Annotated in this window: 10 protein-coding genes; 6 read left to right on the top strand and 4 right to left on the bottom strand. The window is 72.7% G+C overall.

The window, feature by feature from the left end:
* Nucleotides 1–10: 10 nt before the first annotated feature.
* From AXK61_RS03865 to AXK61_RS24785, 5 genes are all read left to right on the top strand, one after another.
* A complete protein-coding gene (locus tag AXK61_RS03865) occupies nt 11–3,988 on the top strand; it encodes a bifunctional nitrate reductase/sulfite reductase flavoprotein subunit alpha (protein ID WP_068743920.1) in 3,978 nt (1,325 codons plus the stop codon).
* The gene (locus tag AXK61_RS03870) at nt 3,975–5,660 is read left to right on the top strand and encodes an NTP transferase domain-containing protein (RefSeq protein WP_068571562.1); all 1,686 of its coding nucleotides are present in this window, start codon (nt 3,975–3,977) and stop codon (nt 5,658–5,660) included. The genes AXK61_RS03865 and AXK61_RS03870 overlap by 14 nt, the downstream gene beginning before the upstream one ends.
* A gap of 140 nt (nt 5,661–5,800) precedes the next feature.
* The gene (gene nirB, locus AXK61_RS03875; RefSeq protein ID WP_068571563.1) at nt 5,801–8,335 is read left to right on the top strand and encodes a nitrite reductase large subunit NirB; all 2,535 of its coding nucleotides are present in this window, start codon (nt 5,801–5,803) and stop codon (nt 8,333–8,335) included.
* Nucleotides 8,332–8,739 carry a nitrite reductase small subunit NirD gene (gene nirD, locus AXK61_RS03880; protein WP_068571564.1) on the top strand — a complete coding sequence of 136 codons (408 nt, stop codon included), beginning with the start codon at nt 8,332–8,334 and terminating at the stop codon, nt 8,737–8,739. Before nirB ends, nirD begins: the two co-directional genes overlap by 4 nt.
* 48 nt (nt 8,740–8,787) lie before the next feature.
* Nucleotides 8,788–9,522 carry a protein kinase family protein gene (locus AXK61_RS24785; protein WP_068571565.1) on the top strand — a complete coding sequence of 245 codons (735 nt, stop codon included), beginning with the start codon at nt 8,788–8,790 and terminating at the stop codon, nt 9,520–9,522.
* 36 nt (nt 9,523–9,558) lie between these two features.
* On the opposite strand, the gene AXK61_RS03890 is transcribed toward AXK61_RS24785, so the two are convergent.
* The 3 genes from AXK61_RS03890 to AXK61_RS03900 are packed head-to-tail and all read right to left on the bottom strand — an operon-like array spanning nt 9,559 to nt 12,849.
* Complete coding sequence (locus AXK61_RS03890) at nt 9,559–10,284, bottom strand: sirohydrochlorin chelatase (protein WP_068571566.1); 726 nt, start codon at nt 10,282–10,284, stop codon at nt 9,559–9,561.
* A 1-nt stretch (nt 10,285) separates the two neighbouring features.
* A complete protein-coding gene (locus tag AXK61_RS03895) occupies nt 10,286–11,410 on the bottom strand; it encodes a uroporphyrinogen-III synthase (RefSeq protein WP_139057935.1) in 1,125 nt (374 codons plus the stop codon).
* A gap of 26 nt (nt 11,411–11,436) precedes the next feature.
* Nucleotides 11,437–12,849, bottom strand: coding sequence for a nitrate/nitrite transporter (locus AXK61_RS03900; protein ID WP_068571568.1), 1,413 nt, complete (start codon nt 12,847–12,849; stop codon nt 11,437–11,439).
* 149 nt (nt 12,850–12,998) lie between these two features.
* On the opposite strand from AXK61_RS03900, the gene AXK61_RS03905 reads away from it, so the two are divergent.
* The gene (locus AXK61_RS03905) at nt 12,999–14,204 is read left to right on the top strand and encodes a cation:proton antiporter domain-containing protein (protein WP_068743923.1); all 1,206 of its coding nucleotides are present in this window, start codon (nt 12,999–13,001) and stop codon (nt 14,202–14,204) included.
* 72 nt (nt 14,205–14,276) lie between these two features.
* Here AXK61_RS03905 and AXK61_RS03910 read toward each other — a convergent pair whose 3' ends face one another.
* Nucleotides 14,277–14,843 (bottom strand): single-stranded DNA-binding protein, encoded by a 567-nt coding sequence (locus AXK61_RS03910; protein WP_068743926.1) that lies wholly within the window; start codon nt 14,841–14,843, stop codon nt 14,277–14,279.
* Between the last annotated feature and the right edge of the window lie 100 nt (nt 14,844–14,943).

The following is a 14,943-nucleotide window of genomic DNA, read 5'->3' on the forward strand; positions in this document are numbered from 1 at the left end:
CCGTGGTGACATGGACGTCGAGACTGTGTGCGGGTACTGCGGAGTGGGCTGCGGCCTGACGCTGCAGGTGCGCGACGGTGCGGTGGCGAAGTCCGTCGGCACCCGGCACCATCCGGCGAACCGGGGGCGGCTCTGCACGAAGGGCAGCACGACCGTCGACCTGCTCACGGCGGGCGGGCGGCAGACCCGAGCCGAACTTCGCGAGCATCGCGACGACGAGCGGCGGCCGGTCGCTCTCGACGAGGCGATCGCGGCCACCGGGCGGCGGCTGCGCGAGATCCGGGACGAGCACGGGCCGGACGCCATCGCGCTGTACGTGAGCGGGCAGATGACACTGGAGGCGCAGTACCTGGCGACCAAGCTCGCCAAGGGCTACCTGCGCACCCGGTGGATCGAGTCGAACTCGCGGCTGTGCATGGCCAGCGCGGGAACCGGCTACAAGCAATCGCTCGGCGCGGACGGCCCACCCGGCAGCTACGACGACCTCGACCACGCGGACGTGTTCCTGGTGATGGGCGCCAACATGGCCGACTGTCACCCGATCCTGTTCCTGCGGCTCATGGACCGGGTCAAGGCCGGCGCGAAGCTGATCGTGGTCGATCCGAGGCGGACCGCCACGGCGGCGAAGGCCGACCTGCACCTGCCGATCCGCCCGGGGACGGACCTGGCGCTGCTCAACGGTCTCCTCGCACTGCTGGTCGAACAGGGCCGGATCGACCGGGGCTTCATCGATGCGCACACCGAGGGCTGGGAGGCGATGCCCTCGTTCCTCGAGGACTACCCCCTCGACCGCGTCGCCGAGGTCACCGGTCTCGACCCGGCCGACATCGCCCGGGTCGCCGAGCTGATCGGCGGGGCCGAGAACTGGACCAGCCTGTGGACCATGGGCCTGAACCAGTCGATCCACGGTACCTGGAACACCATCGCTCTCTGCAACCTGCACCTCGCCACCGGCGCGATCTGCCGCACCGGCTCCGGCCCGTTCTCGCTCACGGGGCAGCCGAACGCCATGGGCGGCCGCGAGATGGGATACATGGGCCCCGGCCTGCCCGGCCAGCGGAGCGTCCTCGCCGAGGGCGACCGGGTCTTCGCCGAGCAGACCTGGGGGCTGCCCGCCGGATCGATCCGCACCGAGGTCGGGCAGGGCACCGTCGACATGTACCGGCAGCTGGCCGACGGTTCCGTCAAGGCCGCATGGGTGATCTGCACCAATCCCGTGGCGTCGATGGCCAACCGTTCCACCGTGATCGACGCGTTCAAGACCGCGGAGCTGGTGATCGTGCAGGAGGCGTTCACCGGGAACGACAGCGCGGAGTACGCCGATATCGTTCTGCCCGCGGCACACTGGGCGGAGACCTCGGGCGTGATGATCAACTCGGAGCGCAACCTCACCCGCACGGCGGAGGTGACGGCGCCGCCCGGCGACGCGCTCCCGGACTGGAAGCTCATCTGCCTCGTCGCCGCCGAACTCGGCTACGGGGACGCCTTCGACTTCCCCAACGCGGCAGCCGTGTTCGAGGAGCTCAAGCAGTTCCACAATCCCCGCACGGGGTGGGACCTGCGCGGGGTCGACCACGCGCGGCTCGAGCGCGGCCCGGTGCAGTGGCCCGCCGCGCCCGGCTGCGACGACCGCAACCCGATCCGCTACCTGGACCCCGATCGGGGGCTACGGTTCGCCACCCCGTCGGGCCGGGCACAGTTCCTCCCCCGGCCCTACATGCCCCCGGCCGAGCTGCCGGACGACGAGTACCCGCTGATCCTCACCACCGGTCGCCTGGCGCACCAATGGCACACGATGACCAAGACCGGCAAGGTCGCGAAGCTCAACAAGCTCAACCCCGGCCCGTTTCTGCAGGTGCACCCCTCCGACGCCGAGCGCCTCGGGGTCAGCACCGGTTCGCGGGTGCGGGTGTCGAGTCGCCGCGGCGGCGCGACCCTGCCGGTACAGGTCGAGGACGGCGTCCGCCCGGGCGTCTGCTTCGCTCCCATGCACTACAACGACGCGTTCGGCGAGGAATCGGCCGTGAACGCGATCACCAACGACGCCGTCGACCCGGAGTCCCTGCAACCGGAATTCAAGGTGAGCGCTGTGGCACTGACCCCCGTCCCCTCCGAATCCCCCGGCACCGTGGCCGCCGGGGCCGCCGCCGACTCGTCGGCTTCCCCGATCTCCGCGGCCCTCGGGGCGTACGCGAGCGGGCCCGGCGAGCTCTCCCCGTCCGAGTCCGGCTTCCTCGGCGGCCTGTTGGCGGGCCTGAGCGCCGCACCGCCGAGCGGCGTACCGTCGGTCCCGCCGACCGCACCGCTGGGGCCGATCGCGCGGGCGTGGCTGGAGGGGGTCCTCGCCGGCGTCTACGCGGGGCCCGCGACGTTCCCGGCGCCGCCGTCCGGCGAGGAGGCGACGACCATCGGCGCCTCACGAACGGTCACGCTGGTGTGGGCCTCGCAGACCGGTACCGCCGAGGGGTACGCGGAGGAGTGCGCCGCCGCGCTGACCGCGGCCGGGATGGCGCCCCAGGTCCTCGGGGCGGAGCAGATATCGCCCTCACGACTGACGGGCACGGTCCTGTTCCTGGTGGCCACCACCGGCGACGGCGAGGCGCCCGACAACGGCGTCGCGCTGTGGGATGCGCTGGCGGCGGCCGAACCCGGCGACCTCGGCGACCTCGACTACTCCGTGCTCGGCTTCGGCGATCCCTCGTACGCGGACTTCTGCGGTTTCGCGCGCAAGCTGGACTCGCGACTGCAGCACCTGGGCGCCGATCGGATCGCGCCCAGGGCGTCGTGCGATCCCGACTACGCCGCCGCCGCCGCCGCGTGGCTCGCGACGGTGACCGCCGCGCTCGACCGATCCGCGGACGCCGGCACGACCGAGGCCGCACCCGCGATTCCCGCGGGTTCCGCCTCCGCGCCGTCCTACTCGAGGAACAATCCGCTCCGCACCGTGCTGCGCGAGTCCGCCGCGCTGTCCGGCCGCGGATCGGCGAAGGACGTACGCCGCTTCACCTTCGCGCTGCCGGAGGGAACACTGTCGTACCGTGCGGGTGACGCCCTCGGCGTGTGGCCCGTCAACTCGGGCGCCGTGGTGGAGGAGTTCTGCGCCCGCACGGGTGTCGATCCCGAGACCGACGGCCTCGCCCGGAGGAATCTCACGCAGATCACGCCGGACGTCCTGCGCTTCGTGGCGGACAACTCGCCGCGCGCCGAGGACCTGCGGGCGATCATCGACGAGCCGCGGCACTTCGCGGACTGGGCCTGGGGGCGCCAGCTAGCCGACCTGCTGACGGCGCACCCCGTCGAGGTCGATCCCACGCGCTGGCTGGAGTTGCTACGCCCGTTGACACCTCGCCTGTACTCCATCTCGTCGAGCCCCAGGGAGGATCCCGGGGCGGTGTCTGTGACGGTGTCCGTCGTCGGTTTCGAGCATGCCGGCGTCCGCCGGGCCGGGGTGTGCTCCTCGCATCTGGCGACGCTCGTCCCGGGTGCCGAGGTCGACCTGTTCATCCAGCCGACCCGGGCGTTCCTCCCACCGGAGGATCCCCACGCCGCGGCCGTGATGATCGGGCCCGGCACCGGCATCGCGCCGTTCCGAGGATTCCTCCACGACCGGGCGAAGGCCGGCCACGACGGCGGGAACTGGCTGTTCTTCGGCGAGCAGCACGAGGCCACCGACTTCTACTACCGCGAGGAACTGGCGGACCTGCAGGAGTCCGGCGGCTTGACCCGGCTGGACACCGCGTTCTCCCGCGACTGCGCGGAGAAGGTCTACGTCCAGGACCGCATGCGCGAGCACGCCGCCGAGCTGTGGGACTGGATCCGGCGGGGCGCGTACATCTATGTGTGCGGCGACGCCGCACGGATGGCCCGCGACGTCGACGAGGCACTGCGGGGTATCGTCGCCGAACACGGTCACATGGCGCCGCGCAGTGCGGACGCCTACGTGGCAGCACTCTCGGCCGAACGGAGATACGTGCGTGACGTCTACTGACCACGACGACTCCGCCGCTCGGATCGACGCGGCGATCATCGTGGCCGGCGGCGAGGGACGCCGCCTCGGGCTGGACAAGCCGGAGCAGACGGTCGGCGGACGCCGACTCCTGGACGCCGCTCTCGACGCTGTCGCGGGCGCCGTCGTCGTGGTCGTCGGACCCCCGCGGACCGTCCCACCCGGCGTCGTGGTCACCCGCGAGACCCCTTCCGGCGGCGGCCCGCTCGCGGCCGTGGTCGCCGGGCTCGACGCCCTTCCCGCGGGGGTGCGGACGATCGCGGTGCTCGCCGCGGACCTGCCGGAGGTGGACCGCGGCACCGTCAGTGCGCTGGCCGCGCTCCGGGCACGAACGGATGCCCCGGTCGTCCTCGCCGAGGACCCCACCGGACGCGTCCAGTACCTCCTCGCCGTGTGGGACGCGCAGGCCCTGCGCTCCGCCGTCGCCGGAGTCGGCGACCCCACCGGCCTGCCGCTCCGCGCGATCGTCCGAGCCGACCCGCCACGGTTGCGCTCCGCCGTCACCGATGTCGACACCCCCGAGCACCTGCGCCTCGCGCGCATCTCGCCGACGGCCGTCCGACGGACGCTGCGCCGCACGCTCCCCGTCCTGCCTGCGGTGCCCGGCCCGCTCGTCGACGGCGCGGTCCTCGCGGAGCCCCTCGTGGCCGCCGCCCCGTTCCCGCCCTTCGATCAGTCCGCCATGGACGGTTGGGCCGTCGCGGGCCGGGGGCCCTGGACCGCCGTCGACGGTGCCGTCGTCGCCGGACACGACGCACCCCCGATCCGGCACGGCGACGCGGTCCGCATCGCCACCGGCGCTCGCCTCCCGGCAGGCGCCGAGCGCGTGATCCGCGACGAGCAGGTCATCCGGGACGGTGACGTTCTGGCCTGCGACGCGCCGGCACGCGACGACGTCCGGCGGGCCGGATCCGCCTGGCGGACGGGCGAACTGCTCGCCCCCGCGGGCACCGCGGTCGGCCCGGCGGTGACGGCCCTCGCAACCGCGGGCGGCGTGGCGAGGGCGCTCCTGCGCGGTCCGGTGCGCGTCGCATTGCACACCTCGGGCGACGAGGTCGGCGCTCGTGGCGAGCACGGGCTGCCCGAGACCGCCGCGGGCCCGGTCGCAGCTCTCCTGACCGGCTTCGGCGCGCGAGTGACCCGCGCGCCGCACCTCGCGGACACCCCGGAGGCCTTCGTCGCCGCGCTCCGACAGGGCGGAGCGGACGTCGTGGCGATCATCGGCGCCACGGGCCGCGGCGCGGCCGACCGGCTGCGCGGAGCCCTCGAGGCGGCGGGGGCCGTGCTGCACGTCGATGGCGTCGACGTGCGCCCGGGCGGATCGATCATCGTCGCGACGGTGGCGGGCGGTCCCGTCGTGCTCGGCCTCGGCGGCAACCCCATGGCGGCGCTCCTCGGCGCCGCACTCCTCGGGCGACCGGTGTGCGAGACGCTGACCGGGGCGGCGCCCCGGCCGGAGGACCTCGTCGCGCTCGCCGACCCGAATCCGGATCCGCGATGGCGGATGCTGCCCGCGGAGCCGGACGGCGCCGGCCGCTGGCACGTCCCGGGTTCCGTGGCGACCGGACACCTCGGCGACGCGGTGGACCACCGCGCGATCGTGCTGTTGCCGCCGCTCGCCCGGGTCGGTGACCTGGTCGAACGCCTCGTCTGACACCGCGGGTCCGTCACCTCACCTCCGCGCCGCGCGCGCCGTGAGGATCCCGTGACGGGGCCGCAACGCGCGGGCACCTCGCGGCAACACCGCCTCCCTACCGTTCGTGGCAACGGGTTCCCAATGCAGAGGAGACGGATATGACCGCACCCCGCACCGTCGTCGTCATCGGCCACGGCATGGTCGGCCACAGGTTCGTCGAAGCCCTCCGGGCGCGGGACGACGCGGGCGCCTGGCGCGTGGTCGTGGTCGGCGAGGAGGCGGACGCCGCATACGACCGCGTCGGACTGTCGTCCTACGTGGGGGTGTGGGAGCGCGACCGGCTCGCGCTCGCGGGCAACGACTACGTCGGCGACGACCTGGTCGAGCTCCGCACGGGCGAACGTGTGACCGGCATCGACCGGGCGGCGCGGACGGTCGTCACGGACCGTGGATCGGTGGCCTACGACGCCCTGGTCCTGGCCACGGGGTCCTACGCCTTCGTGCCGCCGGTGCCCGGCCACGACCTCCCCGGTTGCCACGTCTACCGCACCCTGGACGACCTCGACGCGATCCGGGCGGACGCGGACGCCGCGCTCGAGCGCGACCCCGGCGCCGTCGGCGTGGTCGTCGGGGGCGGCCTGCTCGGGCTCGAGGCGGCGAACGCGCTCCTGTCCTTGGGTCTCAAGCCGCATGTCGTGGAAGTCAATCCACGCCTGATGCCGCAGCAGGTCGACACCGGCGGCGGCGAGCACCTGGCACGGATGATCGGAGCCCTCGGCATCGACATCACGCTGAGCTCCGGCACCGTCGACATCAGCCCCGCGGACCACGGCCTGGCGATCACGCTCAAGGACGAGTCGGTCGTCGATGCGGCGGTCGTGGTGTTCGCGGCCGGCGTCCGCCCGCGCGACGAGCTGGCACGCGCCGCGGGTCTCGACCTGGCGGAGCGCGGCGGCGTGCTCACCGACCTCGGCTGCGTCACCTCCGATCCCACGATCCACGCCATCGGTGAGGTGGCCGCGGTCGAGGGGCGCTGCTACGGCCTCGTCGGGCCCGGCTATGCGACCGCCGAGGTGGTCGCCGACCGGCTGCTCGGCGGCGACGCACGGTTCCCGGGTGCCGACATGTCCACCAAGCTCAAGCTGCTCGGGGTCGACGTCGCCTCCTTCGGCGACGCGCACGGCACCACCCCGGGAGCGTTGGACGTGGTGGTCAGCGATCCGATCGGCGGCACCTACGCGAAGCTCGTGCTGTCCGACGACGCCTCGACGCTCCTCGGCGGCGTGCTCGTCGGCGACGCATCACAGTACGGCCTGCTTCGGCCGCTGGTCGGGTCGGCACTGCCCGGCGACCCGGTCTCGCTGATCGCACCCGCGGGTGACGGTGCGCCGGCCATCGGCGTCGGCTCCCTGCCGGACGACGCCCAGATCTGTTCCTGCAACGACGTTTCCAAGGGCGCGCTGTGCGGCGCGATCGCCGCCGGCGCATGCACCGTCGCCGAGCTCAAGGGCTGCACCAATGCCGGCACCTCCTGCGGCTCCTGCGTCCCCCTGCTCTCTCAGCTGCTGGAGTCCGAGGGCGTCACCGTCTCGAAGTCCCTGTGCGAGCACTTCTCCCAGTCGCGCGCCGAGCTGTTCGAGCTGGTCCAGGCGAGTGGGATCCGCACCTTCTCCGGACTCATCGAGCGGTTCGGCACCGGTACCGGCTGCGACCTGTGCAAGCCGACGGTGGCGTCGATCCTCGCCTCCACGAGCTCCGACCACATCCTCGACGGCGAGCAGGCGTCGCTGCAGGACAGCAACGACCACTTCCTCGCCAACATCCAACGCAACGGCACCTACTCGGTGGTGCCCCGCATGCCCGGGGGCGATGTGACCGCCGAGCAGCTCATCGTGATCGGCGAGATCGCCCGCGACTTCGGTCTGTACACCAAGATCACCGGTGGCCAGCGGATCGACATGTTCGGCGCGACGGTCGACCAGCTGCCGTTGATCTGGCGGCGACTCGTCGACGCCGGGATGGAATCGGGCCAGGCGTACGGCAAGTCGCTGCGCACGGTCAAGAGCTGCGTGGGCAGCGACTGGTGCCGGTACGGGCAGCAGGACTCGGTGCAGATGGCCATCGACCTCGAGCTCCGGTACCGCGGGCTGCGGTCCCCGCACAAGATCAAGATGGGCGTCTCGGGCTGCGCCCGCGAGTGCGCCGAGGCACGCGGCAAGGACGTCGGCGTCATCGCCACCGAATCCGGCTGGAACCTCTACGTGGGCGGCAACGGCGGCATGACGCCCAAGCACGCGCAACTGTTGGCCGGCGACCTCGACTCCGAGACACTGATCCGGTACGTCGACCGGTTCCTCATGTACTACATCCGCACCGCCGACCGACTGCAGCGCACCGCTCCGTGGGTCGAGAGCCTCGACGGCGGTATGGACCGCCTGCGAGAGGTCGTGATCGACGACGCGTTGGGCCTGGCCGCGGACTTCGAGGCCACGGTCGCCCGCCACGTCGACGGCTACGGCTGCGAGTGGAAGGGCGTGCTGGACGACCCCGACAAGCTCGCCCGGTTCGTCTCCTTCGTCAACGCCCCCGGCGCCCCCGACCCCACCGTCGACTTCGGCGAGAAGAACGGGCGCAAGGTGCCCGTCCTGCTCGGCGCCAGCCCGTCGATGCCCCTGCGAAAGGACCGCGCATGACCACCACGCCCTTCGACCTGCACCGCTGGACCCGCGACTGGACCGCCGCGTGTGCCGCCGCCCGGCTCGAGCGACTGCGCGGCGTCGCGGTCCTCCTGCCCGACGGCGCCCAGGTCGCCCTGTTCCGCCTGGCCGACGACAGCATCCGCGCGGTCGGGAACGTCGATCCGATCGGGCGGGCCGCGGTGCTCTCGCGCGGCATCGTCGGGGACCGCGGCGGCTTCCCCGTGGTGCAGTCGCCCCTGAAGAAGCAGGCGTTCAGCCTGCTCGACGGCCGCTGCCTGGACGCGCCCGGCGTGTCGATCCCGGTGTACGACACCAGGATCTCGCTGGACGGCACGGTGTTCGTGGCGAACTCCCCCGAGGTGGCGTTCGGCTTCCGCCGCGGCGCCGTCGCGCTGTGATCGCAACACCACTAGTGTCTGCTCCGGACGAGGTGAAGGAGTCAGGCGATGTCGAGTCACGGCGACGCATCGGTTCGGCCGCCCGAACAGGGGCAGCTCACGGCGGGACAGGTCAGGTTCCTGGTCGGCTCGGTCGCGCCTGAGGTGGACGTCCGCGCCGCCGCGGGCCGTCCCTACGGGCGCCTCAGCCCGACGGCACTTCAGGTCGGCACCGACGGGTCGGTGCACCTGGCCGCCTCGCCGAGCGCAGTGGACGCCGACGCCCACGCGGCACCCGAGGTACTCGGCGGCGCGGAGCCCACCGTCCGGTCCGAGGTCTTCTCCCTCGCCAGCACCAGCTACTCCCTCCTCACCGGGCACCCGCCGAACCCGTACGGTTTCGCGACGGTGCGCCGGGCCCGCCCCGATCTCGATCCGCGCGTCGACGGTGTGCTGGCCCAGGCCACGGCACGCGGCCCGGAGTTCCGCTTCCCGACGGTGACCGCCTTCGCGGACGCGCTGGGGGCGGCGCTGGGTGTGCCGGCCGAACCGCTCCGTCCCGTGCCGCCTCCCGGTTCGACGGGTCAGTGGGCGGCGATCCCGGCACCGCTGGCGGCCGGCGGACCTCCGCCGCACCCGGCGTTCGCCGCCCAGTCCGGTCCGATGCCGGCGACCACGCCCCCTTCGCGAACCGGCAGCCGTTTCAGCGGGTTCGAGGTGTCGGAGACGACGCTGTCCATCGCACTGCTGTTCCTCGTCATCCTCGTCGGCGCGGGCTGCCTGTCGCTGTTCCTCATCGTCTAGATCGCACCGATCGACGGCGCGGCACCTCGACCTCGATCAGGGAAGCGTCTCGACTGCGGGCCGAACGGCGGGAATCGCCAGTCCCGCGTGGCTGCGGCGCAGGCACGCGAGCCGGACGACGGACGGGTGCAGGCCCAGCGGCTCCGCGACCACGTCGGCGCCGGAATCCCGCAGCCGCTGCTGGAACAGTCCCTCCGCCAGGAGGTACGACGCGACGGCGACGGACGGCGCACCGTCGGACCGCAGGCGCGAGACGACCTCCTGCACCGCGGGGTAGCCCTCGCTCTGCTGGCTCGGGGCGGCGAAGGCGATGGAGACCCGGGCGCCGACCAGCGCCGAGAGGGCGGCCGCGATGCGCCGGAGTTGCCCCTGCGCGTGCACATCGCGGGTGCCGGCTGCGGCCATCACCACGGCATCTCCTCGCCGCCAACCGGATTCGAGGAGCCTGCCGAGCATCGCGCGCGCCAACTCGGGGGACGGTCCGAGCGCCTCGGTGACGGTGACGGATCGGTGGCCGGACTCGGCGACCTCCCTCGGGAGATCGTGGCGCACGTGGTAGCCGCTCGACAGGAACGCCGGAACCACGACCGTCGGCTCGTCGCCGTGCTGTGCGAGCACCTCGCTCGGCGTCGGCCCCAGGACGTCCACGAAGGCCACCCGGACGGTTTCCCGGAGTCGGTCCGTCATCGCCGCTGCGAGGTCGCCGATCATCGCGACACCGTGCTCGCTGCGGGTGCCGTGCGCCACGAGCAGTGTGCCCATCTCAGCGCTCCTCGACTGCGAGACGGTAGCCGCGCTTGACCACCGTCGCGACGATCTCCTTGTGGCCCAGCCCCGCCCGCAGCCGCGCGACGGCGGCCTCGACGGCGTGCGGGTCGTCGCCACCCAGGGCGGCGAGCAGGTCGTCGCGCGAGACGACCGCGCCGGGCTCCCGGGAGAGCAGCCGCAGCAGCACGATCGACGTGGGCGTGAGCTCGCGGTCGACACCGTCCACGACGGCGCCGCGCGCGCGGATACCGAGCGCATGGCCGGCGACCGCGAGATCCGGCCGGCGTTCGGGGAGGTCCTGCTCCACGAGACGCGCGAGCGCGCCCAGCCGCATCCGCTCCGGCGTGACGGACGCGATGCCGGCACGGTCGAGCGGCGTGGCGGTGACCGGTCCCACGCAGTACGGCACCACGGCGCCGGTCAGCGCTCCGCGCAGGGCCGCGCCGAGACCCAGCTCGGCGGCGCGTTCGAGGACGGAGGCAGCGGCCGGCGCCGAGGTGAAGGTGACGGCGTCGACGGCGCCGGTCGCGATGGCCTCCACCACCCGGTCGAGCCCGGTGAGGTCGTCGGGCTGTTCCCAGCGGTAGACGGGGACCGGAACGATCTCGGCGCCCAGCGCACGCAGGCCCTCGAGCAGGCCCGGGTTCGGGTCCCACTCGTCGGTCGCTCCGTGCAGTTGGACGGCCACGCGCCGGCCGGTGAGGTCCGTGCCGCTGAGGTGACTGAGCACCTCGGCGGAGGATTCCGACGGCGGCGACCACTCCTCGCGCAGCCCGGCCGCCCGGAGGGCGCCCGTGGCCTTGGGACCGCGGGAGATGACCCGCCCTGTTCCGAGGGCCGCGAGCAGCCGCTCCGCGACGCCCCAGCCCTCGGCCGCCTCGAGCCAGCCGCGGAAGCCGATGCCGGTGGTGGCCACGAGCAGGTCCGGGGTGTTCTCGAGCAGCTCCTCGGTCGCGGCGCGGAGCCGCTCGTCGTCGGACAGCGGGACCATGGCGATCGCCGGTGCCGCGATCACGGCTGCGCCGCGCCGCTCGAGCAGGGTTGTCAGCTCGTCGGCGCGGCGCGCGGCCGTCACGGCCACGGTGAATCCGAGGAGGGGGCGTTGCGGCGCCTCTGTCATCGGAGATCCGTCCTTCCACGCTGTGGTCATCTGGTGTCGGCACTGCTGAGAGCGTCGTCGCGATGCGTCTGTGCGATGGTCCCATGCCCGCGCGGCGCGGGCGTACGCACGTACACCGTCCAGGTGACCGCGGCTGCCACCACGTAGAACGCGCCGAACACCCAGAATGCGACGGTGGCCGTGCCGTACGACTGGTACGACGAGCGCAGGACCAGGTTGATGCCCACCCCGCCGAGGCCGCCGATGGCGCCCGCGATGCCGATCACGGCCCCCGACATCGCTCGCGAGTAGTGCGTGCGCGTGGCCTCGTCGCCGTCGATCGAACGCGCCTTCGCTTCGAAGATCGACGGGATCATCTTGTAGACGGACCCGTTGCCCAGGCCGCTGAGCAGGAACAGCGCGATGAAGCCGACGATGTACGCCGCGAGCACCCCACCCGACGGTGCGCCGGAACCCGCCGTGGTCGCCGCGGCGATGAGCACTCCACCCGCGGCGATCATCCCGGCGAAGACGTACAGAGTGACTCGGCCGCCGCCGAGCCGGTCCGCCATCTTGCCGCCGTAGACCCGGGCGATCGACCCGAGCAAGGGCCCCAGGAAGGCGATCTGCGCGGCGTGCAGCGAGGCCTGCGCGGCGGTCTCGCCGCCGGCCTTGAACGTGGCCTGCAGGACCTGCCCGAAGGCGAAGGAGAAGCCGATGAACGAGCCGAAGGTCCCGATGTAGAGCAGCGCGACGATCCACGTGTCGCGATCCCGGGTGGCGGCCCGCATCGCGGCGGTGTCGACGGTCGGGACCTGCAGGTTGTCCATGAACAGCGCCGCCCCGATACCTGCGACGGCCAGCAGCACGAGGTACACCGCACACACCCAGTAGGGCTGGCGGTCGCCGACGGTCGCGATGACCAGCAACCCCACGAGTTGCACGGCCGGCACGCCGATGTTGCCGCCGCCCGCGTTGAGACCGAGCGCCCACCCCTTGAGCCGCTGCGGGAAGAAGGCGTTGATGTTGGTCATCGACGAGGCGAAGTTGCCGCCGCCGAAGCCGGTCAGCGCCGCGCACAGCAGGTAGATCCACAGCGGCTGCCCCGGATTCGCGAGGATCACCATGGTCGCGACCACCGGTACCGCCAGTACGAACGCGCTGAAGATCGTCCAGTTCCGGCCGCCGAAGCGGGCCGTCGCGAGGGTGTACGGAATCCGTAGGCACGATCCGACGAGCGTGGCGGTCGCGCCGATGAGGAACTTGTCGGCGGTGCTCAGGCCGTACACGTCCTGCGGCATGAAGAGGACCATCACGGACCACAGGGACCACACCGAGAACCCCACGTGTTCGGCGATCACCGACCACAGCAGATTCCGCTTGGCGATCCGCTCACCGCCCGACTCCCACTGCTGCCGGTCCTCCGGATCCCACTCGGTGATGGTGCGAGCTCGCGTCATGTCCGACCTCCGGTGCCTCGACGACTTCTGGTCGGATCGACGCTAGGAGGCCCGTGTTGCGGTGCCGATTCGCTCGGTGTCCGCCGGATGAACTCGACCTCACACCGCGCGAGGCGGCGACGTGAGGGACTGGGTGGGATGATCTCGGGGTGATTCCGGCGATCGTGATCGGGGCGGGAGCCTTCGTCGTATGGTGCCTCCTCTCGGGACGCATGGACCGCTGGGGCGTCTCGGCACCGCTGGTGATGGTCCTCGCCGGCGCGGCACTGGGCATCGGCGCCCACGGCGCGATCGCCCAAGCGCTCAACACCGGGGCCGCGCAGCGGGCCGCCGAGATCATCCTGGCCGTGCTGCTGTTCGTGGACGCCACGCATGTTCGGGGTTCCCTGCTCGGCCGCCACCCGCGGCTCGTGGTGCGCTCCCTGCTGATCGGCCTCCCACTGAGCATCCTGCTCGCCGCCGCGGTCGGCTGGCTTCTCCTCCCCCACCTCGGGTGGCCGGTCGTGGTGCTCGTCGCGTGCGTCATCGCGCCGATCGACTTCGCATCGGCACCGTCGTTGCTGCGGGACCGGCACGTGAGCCCGCGCGTACGCGACGTGCTCACGGTGGAGTCCGGCTACACCGACGGCCTGGTGACGCCGGTGTTCCTGTTCGCGCTGTACTGGGCGGGCCCCGCACACGGCGATGACGACCCCGCACCCGCCCTGCTCGCCGCCGCACCGCAGGCGCTGCTCGCGCTGGCCGTGGGCGCCGCGCTGGGAGCGGCGATCTCAGTGGGCGTGACGTACACCGAACGGCGCGGCCTGTCGACGGACAGCGGCCGACGACTCGCGCTCGCGGCGACGCCGCTCGTCACCTACGCCGCCGCCGTCGGCTTGGGCGGGAACGGCTTCGTCGCGGCGTTCGTGTGCGGCATCGTCTACCGCCTGCGGCGCGGGGCCGAGACGGCGGACGACGTGCGTCTCACCGACGACGTGGGCTTCCTGCTCACCGCCGCGATGTGGTTCGTCTTCGGCTCCGTGGCCGTCGTGGGCCTGTTCGACGGGGTGGACCGGCGCGCGATCCTGTTCGTGGTCGCGGCGCTGACCGTGGTGCGCGTGCTGCCCACCGGGGTCGCGATGCTGCGCAGCGGTCTCCCCCGCCGGGAGGTCCTGGCGCTCGGCTGGCTCCGGCCCCGCGGCACCTCCACGATCGTGTTCGCGCTCATCGCGTTCAACACGCTGCCGGACGGACCGGTCGCCGATCTGACGCTGTCGGTCGCGGTGCTCGTGGTGTTGGGCAGCGTCGTGCTGCACACCGTGGGCGCGCCGGTCGCGGTCGCGAACCACGATCGGCGGGTCCGCCTCCGGTCGTGATCGACCGGTCGTGATCGACCCGTCCGTGAACGACCGCGGCCGGCACCGTCGAGCCGGCAGGCACCCGGTCCGTCAGAAGTCCGGCGCGCCGCCCACCGCCGCCGGCTCGCGCTCCCTCTCGACGCGCTCCCCCTCGTCCTGCCCCAGCTCCTCGCCCCCGAAGTCCCCGACCACGACGACCTCACGGTCCGAGCCGTCCCCGCCGATCTCGGCGTCGCGCTCCCCGGCCGCCGCGTCCACGGCCGCCGACGGCGGCGCCATCTCCCGGTACGGTTCGCCCTTGCCGACGTACTGGCTGGCGCACATCCGCAGGTTCAGCCCGATCGCGTCGGCCTTGAGGTCGAGCGAGCTGTGCCGGTTGCCGTCGGTGCCGTTGAAGGTCTCGTGCTTGAGCTCGCCGTGCACGATCACCGGGCGCCCCTTGGCGATCACGGCGCGCGCGTTGCGCGCCAGCGCGCCGAAGGCCTTGACGTTGAGCCACAGCGTCCCGGTCTGCTTCCACTCGCCGTTCTCGTCGAGGTAGCCGTTGTTCGCGGCCATGGTGAAGCTCAGGAAGTCGTGCCGCTGATCACGGACGGACTCCCGGTACGTGAGGTCGTTCGTGACATTGCCTGCTGCGAAAACAAGTACCCCGGGCATGGCGCCCCTCCTCGTCTGCCGTGCGGCCGGCGGTATCCGGCCGTCACCGACGAGTGTCACCCGTGGGCCCCGCCGCGAACGGTGGTCGCGGCGGGGCCTG

The organism is Tsukamurella pseudospumae (genome assembly GCF_001575205.1).
Lineage (GTDB): Bacteria > Actinomycetota > Actinomycetes > Mycobacteriales > Mycobacteriaceae > Tsukamurella > Tsukamurella pseudospumae.

Bases quoted from the DNA above. Each gene is read 5' to 3' on its own strand.
- AXK61_RS03865 (WP_068743920.1), top strand. From the start codon at position 11: ATGGACGTCGAGACTGTGTGCGGGTACTGCGGAGTGGGCTGCGGCCTG.
- nirB (WP_068571563.1), top strand. From the start codon at position 5,801: ATGACCGCACCCCGCACCGTCGTCGTCATCGGCCACGGCATGGTCGGC.
- nirD (WP_068571564.1), top strand. From the start codon at position 8,332: ATGACCACCACGCCCTTCGACCTGCACCGCTGGACCCGCGACTGGACC.
- AXK61_RS24785 (WP_068571565.1), top strand. From the start codon at position 8,788: ATGTCGAGTCACGGCGACGCATCGGTTCGGCCGCCCGAACAGGGGCAG.
- AXK61_RS03890 (WP_068571566.1), bottom strand. From the start codon at position 10,284: ATGGGCACACTGCTCGTGGCGCACGGCACCCGCAGCGAGCACGGTGTC.
- AXK61_RS03895 (WP_139057935.1), bottom strand. From the start codon at position 11,410: ATGACAGAGGCGCCGCAACGCCCCCTCCTCGGATTCACCGTGGCCGTG.
- AXK61_RS03900 (WP_068571568.1), bottom strand. From the start codon at position 12,849: ATGACGCGAGCTCGCACCATCACCGAGTGGGATCCGGAGGACCGGCAG.
- AXK61_RS03910 (WP_068743926.1), bottom strand. From the start codon at position 14,843: ATGCCCGGGGTACTTGTTTTCGCAGCAGGCAATGTCACGAACGACCTC.